This is a genomic window from Microbacterium sp. (assembly GCF_051953575.1).
In the GTDB taxonomy this organism is placed as follows: domain Bacteria; phylum Actinomycetota; class Actinomycetes; order Actinomycetales; family Microbacteriaceae; genus Microbacterium.
In genome coordinates this window covers 1-11,004 of sequence record NZ_JBQCIP010000253.1, presented here as the reverse complement: position 1 = coordinate 11,004, position 11,004 = coordinate 1, and the positions used below count along the sequence as shown (strand labels likewise).

The 11,004-nt window shown below is 71.5% G+C and carries 11 protein-coding genes; 5 read left to right on the top strand and 6 right to left on the bottom strand.

Annotated elements, in window-relative coordinates:
- Positions 1-161 precede the first annotated feature (161 nt).
- A complete protein-coding gene (locus ACTHNQ_RS16125; RefSeq protein WP_440334978.1) occupies positions 162-2,813 on the bottom strand; it encodes an ExeM/NucH family extracellular endonuclease in 2,652 nt (883 codons plus the stop codon).
- Between the two features lie 165 nt (positions 2,814-2,978).
- Between ACTHNQ_RS16125 and ACTHNQ_RS16120 the strand changes: the two genes are divergently transcribed.
- Both ACTHNQ_RS16120 and purB read left to right on the top strand, forming a co-directional pair.
- A complete protein-coding gene (locus tag ACTHNQ_RS16120; RefSeq protein ID WP_018173571.1) occupies positions 2,979-3,485 on the top strand; it encodes a low molecular weight protein-tyrosine-phosphatase in 507 nt (168 codons plus the stop codon).
- A gap of 44 nt (positions 3,486-3,529) precedes the next feature.
- A complete protein-coding gene (gene purB, locus ACTHNQ_RS16115; protein ID WP_440334977.1) occupies positions 3,530-4,912 on the top strand; it encodes an adenylosuccinate lyase in 1,383 nt (460 codons plus the stop codon).
- Between the two features lie 88 nt (positions 4,913-5,000).
- Here the strand turns inward: purB and ACTHNQ_RS16110 are convergent, their stop codons facing one another.
- The 3 genes from ACTHNQ_RS16110 to ACTHNQ_RS16100 all read right to left on the bottom strand — a co-directional run bounded on the left by ACTHNQ_RS16110 (position 5,001) and on the right by ACTHNQ_RS16100 (position 7,596).
- Positions 5,001-5,366 carry an amino acid transporter gene (locus ACTHNQ_RS16110; protein ID WP_440334976.1) on the bottom strand — a complete coding sequence of 122 codons (366 nt, stop codon included), beginning with the start codon at positions 5,364-5,366 and terminating at the stop codon, positions 5,001-5,003.
- On the bottom strand, positions 5,363-6,091 hold the full coding sequence (locus tag ACTHNQ_RS16105) for an acyl-CoA synthetase (RefSeq protein WP_440334975.1): 729 nt from the start codon (positions 6,089-6,091) through the stop codon (positions 5,363-5,365). Before ACTHNQ_RS16105 ends, ACTHNQ_RS16110 begins: the two co-directional genes overlap by 4 nt.
- A gap of 125 nt (positions 6,092-6,216) precedes the next feature.
- Positions 6,217-7,596, bottom strand: a complete 1,380-nt coding sequence (locus ACTHNQ_RS16100) for a pyridoxal phosphate-dependent decarboxylase family protein (protein ID WP_440334974.1) — start codon at positions 7,594-7,596, stop codon at positions 6,217-6,219.
- Positions 7,597-7,732: 136 nt separating this feature from the next.
- Between ACTHNQ_RS16100 and ACTHNQ_RS16095 the strand changes: the two genes are divergently transcribed.
- Positions 7,733-8,170, top strand: a complete 438-nt coding sequence (locus ACTHNQ_RS16095) for a hypothetical protein (RefSeq protein ID WP_440334973.1) — start codon at positions 7,733-7,735, stop codon at positions 8,168-8,170.
- A gap of 28 nt (positions 8,171-8,198) precedes the next feature.
- Here ACTHNQ_RS16095 and ACTHNQ_RS16090 read toward each other — a convergent pair whose 3' ends face one another.
- Together ACTHNQ_RS16090 and ACTHNQ_RS16085 are read right to left on the bottom strand one after the other, a co-directional pair.
- Positions 8,199-8,993, bottom strand: a complete 795-nt coding sequence (locus ACTHNQ_RS16090) for an alpha/beta fold hydrolase (RefSeq protein WP_440334972.1) — start codon at positions 8,991-8,993, stop codon at positions 8,199-8,201.
- A gap of 53 nt (positions 8,994-9,046) precedes the next feature.
- Positions 9,047-9,946, bottom strand: coding sequence for a LysR family transcriptional regulator (locus ACTHNQ_RS16085; protein ID WP_440334971.1), 900 nt, complete (start codon positions 9,944-9,946; stop codon positions 9,047-9,049).
- A gap of 117 nt (positions 9,947-10,063) precedes the next feature.
- Here ACTHNQ_RS16085 and ACTHNQ_RS16080 point away from each other — a divergent pair, with 117 nt between their 5' ends.
- Together ACTHNQ_RS16080 and ACTHNQ_RS16075 are read left to right on the top strand one after the other, a co-directional pair.
- A complete protein-coding gene (locus tag ACTHNQ_RS16080) occupies positions 10,064-10,750 on the top strand; it encodes a type 1 glutamine amidotransferase domain-containing protein (RefSeq protein WP_440334970.1) in 687 nt (228 codons plus the stop codon).
- A 151-nt stretch (positions 10,751-10,901) separates the two neighbouring features.
- Positions 10,902-11,004: CsbD family protein (locus ACTHNQ_RS16075; protein ID WP_440334979.1), on the top strand; the 103-nt coding region annotated here is incomplete at its 3' end.

The following is an 11,004-nucleotide window of genomic DNA, read 5'->3' as shown; positions in this document are numbered from 1 at the left end:
GGTGGTCGGGGTGCCCGGGTGGGGGGGGCGCCCCGGGGGGGGCGGGCGGGGGCGCGCTGGGGGGCACCCGCCGCGCCGCCCGCGGGTTGTGGGGGGGGCGCCCCCCCGGCGGGGGGGGCCCCGCCTCCGTCACAACGCGCGGCCGGGCGAGCCCGGCCGGTTCACGCGGCCTTCTGACCCTTCTTGCCGGCCACGACGGTGACGGTGTCGGTCGCGGTGTTGCCCGCGGCATCCGTCGCCGTCCACGTGAAGCGGTAGACCGCGCCGTTCACGGCCGTGACGTCGACCGAGCGGTCGCCGGTCTGCGTCCACGAGCCGCCGCCGGTCACCGTCACATCGGTGAGGGCGACCTGGACGTCACCGGCGCTCTCGTCCGCGGCATCCACCGTGAACTGCACCGAGGTCGTCTTGCCGTTCGGCGGCGTGATGACGTCGCGGTCCGCCGTCACCTCGATCGTCGGCGGCGTCACGTCCGGCGGCGTGAGCTTCAGGCCCACGATGACCGGGTCGTGGTCGCTCGAGCGGTACGGGTCGGGCGCGTAGAGCGCGTCCTGCGCCGGGAGCTTGAACGACATGTCGTAGTCGATGAGGCTCTGCTCGTCGGCGTTGATGTGCCACGCCGCCGCGCCGGTGACGTCCGCCGTGAGCGCGGGCTGCGCGAGGGCGTAGTCGAGGTACCCCGACTGTCCGTCGAACACGTACGAGTAGGCGTGCTCTCCGCCGAACTGCTTCTCGAGGTCGGTGAAGCCGCCGTTCACGAACGCGTCGATCGAGTCCTCGTGGTCGTACGAGTTGAGGTCGCCGATCACGATGGCGCGCCCGTCGGGGGCGACCGTCTCGTTCAGCCACTTCGTGAGCGCCGTCGCGGCCGCGGTGCGGGTCGCGCTGCAGTTGCCCTGGCCGTCGCCGAGGTCGGGGCTCTCGCTGCACGCCGAGCCCTTGGACTTCAGGTGGTTGACCGACACCACGAACTCCTCGCCCGTCTCGGTCGACGCGAACCGCTGGGTCAGGCCCGGGCGGTTGCGGTTGTCGAGCCAGGCCGGGTCGACGGCGCTCGTCATCAGCTGGAAGTCGCCCACCGGAGTGACCGCCGCCGGCTTGTAGATGAGCGCGGTCGTGATCGCGTCGCCGCCGATCTTGCCCGTGATGACGGCCTGGTACGTGCCGGCGCCGACCCGCGCGTTGAGCGCGTCGGTCAGGGCCTGCACCGCGGTGCCGTTGTTCTCGATCTCGAGCAGGCCGAACACGTCGGCGTCGATCGCGGCGAGCGCCGACACGATCTTCGCCTGCTGACGCTGGAACTCCTCGGCGGTGTCGGCGCCGCGGTAGTAGTCGTCGTCGCTCGAGTTCGTCGGCGTCGGATCGATCGAGGTGAAGTAGTTCAGCACGTTGAAGCTCGAGATCCGCAGGTCGCCGCCGACCTCGGGGACGCCGGGCCGCGGGTTGCCGACCGTGAAGTCGGCGCCCTTCGTGGGCTGCACGCCCCACACGTCGAAGCGGTAGTCGAGCACGCCCGTCGCGTTCTGCACCAGGTCGCCGGTGCGGAACGAGTGGTCGAGCGTGAACGGCTGTCCGTCGGGGTGGATGGCGGGGTCGGGGTTCTGCGTGCCGCGACCGTCGTCGAGCGTGATGCTGCCGTCGAGGTTGGCGGCCGCCAGGGCGTTCGCCTCGGCGCCGGGCTCGACGACCGCGGTCGGGGTGTCCTGGCGTCCGTCGGTGAGCGTGATCGTGCCGAAGCGCCCGTACTCGAACGTCTCGCCGATCGTCAGCTGCTGGGGCAACGTCACGAGCATGCCCTCGAGCGCTTCGCGCTGGGCACCGGATGCCGGCAGGGTCAGCGCCTGCGGCGACGGCAGCGCCTCGCCGGTCGCACAGGTCTTGACGTCGGCCGCGACGATCTCGGTGAGGCCGAACTGCTCCTTGGCGGCACCGTAGACGCTCACGACGTCGCCCGCCGAGACGGCCGCGCCGCCCGGTGCGTACACGAAGATGCCGTCCGAGGTCGCGGGGTCGCCGTCGCCGGCGTCCTGGATGTAGTACCCGTCGAAGCCGCCGACCTGGAAGTCGCCGACGACGGTGCCCTTCACGAGCACGTTCTGCCCGGCGACCGGCGTCGCCGCGCCCGAGCCCTGCACCGAGCCGATCGTCACGGTCGTGGTGGCCGCGCAGTCCGCGGCACCGCCCGGACCGGGGCCGGTGCCCGGGTTCGCTCCGAGGCCGGGCACGCCGAGTCCGTCGAATGTGTCGGTGGCGAAGCCCGCCCACTCGGCCGAGGGATCGAACGCGTTCGAGCCGTCCGGGTCGCCCGTGGTGATCGCCGGCAGACGGCGCAGCGTGTTGTCGGCCGTGGAGGTGAGGCCCGTGCCCCACTCGGTGCCCGGGTCGAATCCGACCTGTCCGATGACGTCGACGGCGGTGGTGCCCTTGACCAGCGCGACGGCGTCGTCGCCGTTGAACAGGCCGAGGTTCGCGGTCTGGTTCGCGTGGTCCAGGATGGCCTGCGCAGACAGCGAGTGGGCGAAGACGAAGACGCCGCCGGCCGGGACCGTGCCCGTGAGGTTGACCGTCACGCCGGCGGTCGTGCCGCCGTTGGAGTACTGCAGAAGCTTGTAGCCGTTCGCCGCCAGGTCGACGGCGACGCCGGACGGGTTGTAGATCTCGATCGCCTTGTTGTTCGACGACCCCTCGATGTACTCGCTGATGAGCAGATCGCCGGGCGCCGCGGCCGCGGGGGCGGCGACGGCGACAGCGCCGGCCGCGCCGAGCGCGAGAGCCGCAAGTGCGGCGACGAGTCTGCGGGGCGAATGGGACACAGTACCTCCACGGGACAAGAGCGCGGCGGGGTTGCCGCAAGGGGAGAAAGGGGGCAGGTTGGCCCCCTCGTTCCCCACAAGCTAGGGGAGCGGCATCCATCCCCGAAAGACCCAGGGAAGAGAACTTCTTAACGTTCGGTGTCTGCTCGGGCCAGAATGGAGGCCATGACCGCCGGCGACGTGGCACCCTTCCGCGTCGTGTTCGTGTGCACCGGCAACATCTGCCGGTCACCCATGGCCGACGTCGTCTTCCGGGGGTTCGCGGATGCCGCCGGCCTCGGCCCGCGCGTCGCGTCGACGAGTGCCGGCACGGGCGACTGGCACGTCGGCGAGCGCGCCGACCAGCGCACGATCGACGCGCTCGCGCGTGCCGGGTACGACGGGTCGCACCACCGGGCGCGGCAGTTCACGCACACCGACTTCGCCCGCAGCGACCTGGTCGTCGCGCTCGACCGCAGTCACGAGCGGATCCTCCGCGGGTGGGCGCGCAACGAGGCCGACGCCGACAAGATCGCGCTGCTGATGTCGTTCGACCCCTCGGCCCACACCCTCGACGTTCCCGACCCGTACTATGCCGGCCCCGGAATGTTCGACGAGGTGCTCGGTATGATCGAAAGCGCGAGCCGGTCGCTCTTCCGGCAACTCGAACCCGCGATCCGCCCGGTGTCCTGACCGGGGGTGCAGCGACGTCTTCGACGACATCGACGGGAGCCACCGTGACCTCTCTTCCTCCGCAGCCGCTCAGCCCCCTCGACGGCCGCTACCGCGCCGCCGTCGGCGAGCTCGGCGAGTACCTGTCCGAGGCGGGACTCAACCGCGCCCGCGTCGAGGTCGAGGTCGAGTGGCTCATCGCGCTCACCGACCGTTCGCTGTTCGGCACGTCGCCGCTGCCGGACGACGACAAGGCGAGGCTGCGAGCGCTGTACCTCGACTTCGGCCAGGCCGAGATCGACTGGCTCGCCGACAAGGAGGCGGTCACCCGCCACGACGTCAAGGCCGTCGAGTACCTCGTGCGCGACCGGCTGTCGTCGCTCGGCCTCGACGCCGTCGCCGAGCTCACGCACTTCGCCTGCACGAGCGAGGACATCAACTCCACCTCGTACGCCCTGACGGTCCGGCGCGCCGTCGAGCGCGTGTGGCTGCCGAAGCTCCGTGAGGTCACCGCCGCCCTGTCGGCCCTCGCCGTGAAGCACCGCGACGCCGCCATGCTGTCACGGACGCACGGCCAGCCGGCCACGCCGTCGACGATGGGCAAGGAGCTCGCCGTCTTCGCCTGGCGCCTGAACCGCGTCGCCGACCAGATCGAGAGCGGCGAGTACCTCGCGAAGTTCTCGGGCGCCACCGGTACGTGGTCGGCGCACCTGTCGGCCGCGCCGGACGTCGACTGGCCCGAGCTCTCGCGCTCGTTCATCGAGGGGCTGGGGCTCGACTTCAACATCCTCACGACCCAGATCGAGTCGCACGACTGGCAGGTCGAGCTGTACGACCGCGCACGGCACGCCGGCGGCATCCTGCACAACCTCGCCACCGACATCTGGACCTACATCTCGATCGGGTACTTCACCCAGATCCCGGTCGCCGGAGCGACCGGCTCGTCGACGATGCCGCACAAGATCAACCCGATCCGCTTCGAGAACGCCGAGGCCAACCTCGAGATCGCGGGCGGGCTGTTCTCCACGCTGTCGCAGACCCTGGTCACCAGCCGTCTGCAGCGCGATCTCACCGACTCGACGACGCAGCGCAACATCGGCGTCGCGTTCGGCCACTCGCTGCTCGCGCTCGACAACCTGCAGCGCGGCCTCGGCGAGATCTCACTGGCCGAGAACGTGCTGCTCGACGACCTCGACGGCAACTGGGAGGTGCTCGCCGAGGCGATCCAGACCGTCGTGCGCGCCGAGATCGCCGCCGGCCGCTCCCAGATCAGCGACCCCTACGCGCTGCTCAAGGACCTCACGCGCGGCCGCCGCGTCGGCGCCGCCGAGCTCGCGGAGTTCGTGCGCGGCCTCGACATCGGCGAGGACGCCAAGGCGCGCCTGCTGGCGCTCACGCCGGCGACCTACGACGGCCTCGCCTCGAAGCTGGTCGACGAACTCGGCTGACCCCGCGTCCCCCTGCTCGAGACAGGACGCCTCGGACCTGGCGCAAGGTCCGAGGCGTTTCGTCTGCGGGCGCGAGAGCGCCCTCTGCTCAACGAGCGGAGTCGTCGGGGGATGCTGCGGCGTCCGGCTTGTCGCCGGCCGCGGGCTTCACGGGCCCGTCGCCCGCCTCGGGCTCGTCCGGCAGCAGCACAGGCTTGTCGATCTGCTTGGTGACCTGCGCCGGATCGACGGCCAGCAGCAGCAGCGACACGACGAGCAGCACCGCGATGAAGCTGACCCCGGCGATCACGAGCGCGACGACGACCGCGCGCGAGGCCTCGCCCGCGGTGCGCTGCTGGAAGAAGCCCATCGAGACGAGCGTCACGACGCCGGCGAACAGGGCGGCGCCGAACGCCATGCCCAGCAGCTGAAGGGGCTTGAGCAGGTCGCGGCGGGTGGGGCTTTCGTGGCTCACGCGGAGTCCTTCCGATCTGCCTGCGGTGCGGGCGCGGAGGCGTCGGTCGCGACGGCCTCCGCTTCGGCAGGCGCGGCGGCGCGCGGCGAGAAGCCGGCGATGCCGAGGTACACGGCGACGACCGCGGCGTAGCCGCCGAACAGCCCGACGCCGATGATGATGCCCGTGAGCGTGCCGGTGACACCCGCCTCGTCGAGCCGGTAGGTCAGTGCGTACGCGGGCTGCACGCACAGCAGGGCGACGCCGAGCAGGATGGTCACGGCGCCGACGACGACCGCGTCGCGGCTCTCGGAACGGGGTCCGGTCGGAGCGAGCGGGCGCGCGTCTGCGACGCCCGGCACGATCTCACGGCGGGCGGTGCGGGTCGACAGGCCCCGCCAGCCGGCGACGAGTTCGATGACGCCGCTGATCAGCGCCCACGCGATCACGATGACGAAGTATCCCGTCACGGTGCGGAGCGGGATGAGTCCGCTCGCCATGCCTGCGACGAGCGTCACACCGCCGAGCGCCGCCGCCGGCCACCGGCGGCCCACGGGGTACACGAGCCACACCGCGAGCAGCTGCACGAGTGCCGTCGCGATCGCGAACCCGCTGAACACCGCGCTGCCGACGGCGGCGGAGTGATCGGACGAGAACGTGTTCTTGAGCGCGGCGATCGCCGCGAACGCGGCGCGGGCGAGCTGCACATGGCGCACGTCGAACGTGCGGGATTCGGCTGTGGTCACGGTGATCCTGCGAAGAGGCGGGTTCTCAGAAATGAGAACGGATGCCTCCAGTCTACGTGGGTCGAAGCTCCGAGCTCCCCGAGCCCTCGGCCGCCGGCATCCGGGTCACTGCCCGGCATCCGCAATCACTGCAGCGTGTCGAGGATCCCCGTCAGCAGGTCGAACGTCGTGAGCGGCGAGATGATCGCGAAGCGCAGCACCGGCTCGCCGCGGTGCGAGCTCGGCACGACGAAGCCCTGCTGGTCATCGAGGAGCTTCGCGGACCACGCCTCATAGTCGGCGAGGCTCCAGCCGTCGCGGCGGAACACCACCACCGACAGCTGGGGCTCGCGCACGAGCGAGAGCCTGTCCCGCGCCGAGATCTCGTCGGCGATACGGCGGGCGAGGTCGACGCCGTGCGCGATCGTGGCGCGGTACTGCTCGGTGCCGTGGGTCGCGAGCGAGAACCACAGCGGCAGGCCGCGCGCGCGGCGCGTCAGCTGGATCGCGAGGTCGGACGGGTTCCAGTCCGGTTTGCCGGTGAGGGTGTCGAGGTACTCGGCCTTCTGCGTGTGCGCCTCCAGCGCCAGCGCAGGATCCCGGTAGAGCAGCGCGCACGCGTCGAAGGGCGCGAACAGCCACTTGTGCGGGTCGACGATGAGCGAGTCGGCGAGGCCCACCCCCTCGAACGCCGGTCGCAGCTCGGGCACGAGCATGGCCGCGAGGCCGTACGCACCGTCGACGTGGAACCAGATGCCGCGGTCGTGCGCGGCGGCGGCGATCCCCGCGATGTCGTCGACGATGCCGAAGTTCGTGGTGCCGGCGGTGGCGACGACGGCGAACACGGCGTCGCCGTGCGCGTCGAGCACGCGGGCGACCGCCTCGCCGCGCAGGCGTCCGTCGCCGTCGACCTCGGCGGTGGCCACGTCCACGTCCATCACGGCGGCGGCCGACGCGATCGACGAGTGCGCCTCAGCGCTGCACACCACGACCCACCGCGACGGCGTCGGACGTCCCTCGTCGGCGGCGCGCCGGCGGGCCGCGTCGCGGGCGGTGACGAGCGCCGAGAGGTTGCCGATCGTGCCGCCCTGGACGAACACGCCGCCCGCGGTCGCCGGCATCCCGAACTCCTTCGCGAGCCAGTGCAGCACCTCGTTCTCGGCGAAGACGGCGCCGGCCCCCTCCATCCACGAGCCTCCATAGACCGCGGATGCCGACACGACGACGTCGAACGCGAGCGATGCCTTGCTGGGAGCCGAGGGGATGAACGACAGGTAGCCCGGATGGTCCGTCGAGATGCAGGCCGGGGCGAGCACGTTCTCGAACAGGGCGATCGCGCGGCGGGCGCCGATCCCGTCTGCGGTGATCGAGCCCGAGGCGAGCCGCTCCAGGTCGCGCGGTGTCATCGGCTTGTCGAGCGGCACGTCCTGGTACAGCGCCCGGCGGCGGGCGTAGTCCAGCACGTCGTCGACGGCACGGGTGGTATCGGACGAGATGGCGTGCATGTGGTCGGGGTTCGCGGACATGGCGCTCCTCGGTCGACGGTGACGGGCTGCAGATCACGCTAGGCGATCGGGCAGGAATGGAGAAGCGGGCGGATGCCGCGGCCCGTAGCGTGAGGTTCACCAGGCGCACCGCGCCCCGAGCGTGAAGGAAGAGATCATGGCTGAGACGACATCCGAGAACCTGTCGCAGATCGAGCGCGACGCGGTCAAAGCCCGCGCGAAGGAGCTGCGTGAGCAGGCGAAGGCGGGCAAGAACCGCGAGGCGGGGCTGAAGCAGATCCAGGACGCGATCGACAAGCTCGATGGCCTCGACAAGCAGATCTCGACGGCGCTGCGCGATCTCGTGCTCGACGTCGCGCCCCACCTCATGCCGAAGACCTACTACGGCTTCGTCGCGTTCGCCAACGCGGACGGCAAGGTGGTGGTCTTCCACCAGCCCGCGAGCAAGTTCAAGACCCGCTACGGGACGATCAGCTTCGACGACCAGGCGCACCTCGACGACGGCGACGTGTGGCCGGTGAGTTACGCCGTCCTCGCATGGAACGACGAGATCGAGGCGAAGTTCCGCGAGCTGGTGAAGACCGCCGCATCCTGAGCCAGCCCGCGCCGTGCCCCGCCGCGGCTCAGGCGAAGAACTCCAGCCCTGCCTCGCGGAACACGCGCGAGCCCGGCGCATTGAAGTGGTGCCGCCCCGGGATCTCGAGGAACGTGCCGTTCGGGGCGGTCGCGGCGAGGGCCCGCGACCGCTCCAGGATGGCGTCCTCGCTGCCGGTGGCGAACAGCACCGGCTGCCTCGGCGGACGCTCGGGGTCGGGGTCGGCGTCGCCGAACCGCATCCCCTCGGCCAGACCGATGAGCGCCCGAAGGTCGTTGTCTCTCACCCGCTCGGCCAGGCGGACGTAGTTCTGGGTCACCGCGTCGTCGACCGGGGTGCCGTGCTCGGCGTAGGCGCGGGCCTGCTCGATGCGGAGCCGGCCCAGCGGGCGCCCGTCCGGGATGCCGCCGAGCACGGCTCGTTCGACATGGTGCGGCGCCTCCACCGCGAGCTGCCAGCCGACACGGGCGCCGAGCGAGTACCCGAGGTAGCGCACCTCGTCGAGGAGGTAGGTGTCGAGCACCGCCATCAGGTCGCCGACGAACGCCGCCATCGAGTACGCCTCGGCGTCATGTGGCTTGTCGCTGGCGCCGTGCCCTCGCTGGTCGACGCCGAGGACGCGGTACCCCGCGTTCGTCAGCATGCGCACCCAGCCGGTCTCGACCCAGTTGTCTCGACAGCTGGATGCGAAGCCGTGGACGCACAGCACCGTGTCGGCGTCCGGTTCGCCCCACGAGTAGGTCGCGATCCGGTACCCCTCCGCCGACATGATGTAGCTCGGCGGGGGCATCTCGGTTCGTGCGATCGGCGCGACGGCATCCATGCCGCCATTCTGCTCCCGTCGGGGACGGGGTCAGGTCGAGGGCCCGCGACGAGTCAGAACACGTCCCACTCGCGCGCCCGGTCGATGAGTGCGTCGATGACGTGCGCGGCCGCGGGCGACGGCGCCTCGACGGCACGGATCGCGAGGTGCAGGGTGTTCAGGGGCGCCTCGTCGGGCCGGTGCAGCACGACCACCGCACCCGCGTCGATCGCCGGCTGCGCGAGATAACGGGGCAGGGCCGACACGCCGACACCGGCGATCACCGCCGCCAGCACGCCTCGCAGGTCGGGCACGGTCATCGCGACGGGATTCGCCGGCCGGTGCCCGAACTGGCTGCGCCAGTACCGCCGCACGATCGAAAGCTCGGGGTCGTACGCCACGAGCGGCAGGTGCTGCAGCGCCGCGGCGGGGTCGGCGGTAAGCCCCGTCGCGTCGACGGTGCGGGCGATCGGCGGCGCGCCCACCAGCACGAACTCCTCGTCGACCAGCCCGCGGTAGCGGATGCCGCGCATCGGCGTCCGCACCGACGAGACGACGACGTCGAGCTCGCCCTCGGCCAGGCCCGTCAGCAGGTCGTTCGCGAGACCGAGGCGGAACGCGATGCGCACGTTGCGGACGGTCAGCGGGGCCAGCGCGGGGATCAGCCGCGCGGCGGTGACATCGCTCGCCGCGCCGACGCGGACCAGGGCGGGTTCGTCCGGGGCGGGCGCCGCCCACACGTCGCGCAGCCTGTCGACGGGCTCGGCGATGCGCGCAGCGAGCGCGTCACCGGCGGCGGTGGGCGTGACGCCGCGGGCGGTGCGCACGAGCAGCTCGGCGACGAGCTCGGTCTCGAGGCGGGCGATGCGCTCGCTCACCGCGGGCTGGCTGACGCCCAGGCGGCTCGCCGCAGCGGTGATCGACCCCGCGCGGTGCACTTCGAGGAACGTGTGGAGCAGGTCGAGCTCTTGCATGCGGCATCCACTCATCAAGAAATCTATGACTGAGCAACAGCGTACGAAATGAACGCGATGGATGCCTCGTTCCAGACCTCAGCGGCTCGCCCGAGCCGCCGAACAACAGGAGCAGACATGGCACACGTACTCATGGCCGTCACCGGCGCCGACGCGATCGAGCTGACGGACGGCACCGCCCACCCGACCGGCTTCTGGGCCGAGGAGCTCGTCGAACTGCACCGGGGGCTGGTGGCCGCCGGCCACGACGTGACGATCGCGACGCCCGGCGGCGTGCGTCCCCCCGTCGATCCGGGCAGCCTCAGCGGTGAGGGAGCCGACGCGCTCCGCACCTACCTGCAGCAGATCGACGGACTGCTGGCGCAGCCGCGCGACCTCGCCGACGTGCGCGACGGCGAGTACGACGCGATCGTGCTCCCGGGTGGCCACGGCCCCATGGTCGACCTGGCCGTGGATGCCGACCTCGGCCGCCTGCTCGTCGATGCCGCCGACCGTGACGCGGTCGTCGGCGTGCTGTGCCACGGCCCGGCCGGACTGCTCAGCGCCGTCCGCGCCGACGGATCGTTCGCATTCGCGGGCCGGCGGATCGCCGTGTTCACCGACGAGGAGGAGCGCCAGGGAGGGCTCGGCGCGGGAGCGCCGTACCTCGTGGCATCGCGCCTGGCCGAGCTCGGCGCCGTCATCGAACCGGCTGCGCCGTGGTCGGTCGAGGTCGTGCGCGACGGAGCCCTCGTGAGCGGTCAGAACCCGCAGTCGAGCCTCGCCACGGCCGCGCAGCTGGTGGAGGTGCTGGCCGCGCGCTGAGCCGGGTGAGGTTACACAACCGGTCGCCCTCTGACAACCCTCCTGAGGCTTCGGGGGATCGTGCTTATCGTCGATGCAGCGGCCCCGGCAGGGCCACCCGCCCCGCCGCCGGCTCGCTGGATCGAGTCAGCCACACGAAGGGAGATCCATCATGGGTCTGGACGACGACATCAAGCACAACGCCGAAGACATGAAGGGCAAGGTCAAGGAGAAGGTCGGCGACGCGACCGACAACGAGCGCCTGCAGGCCGAGG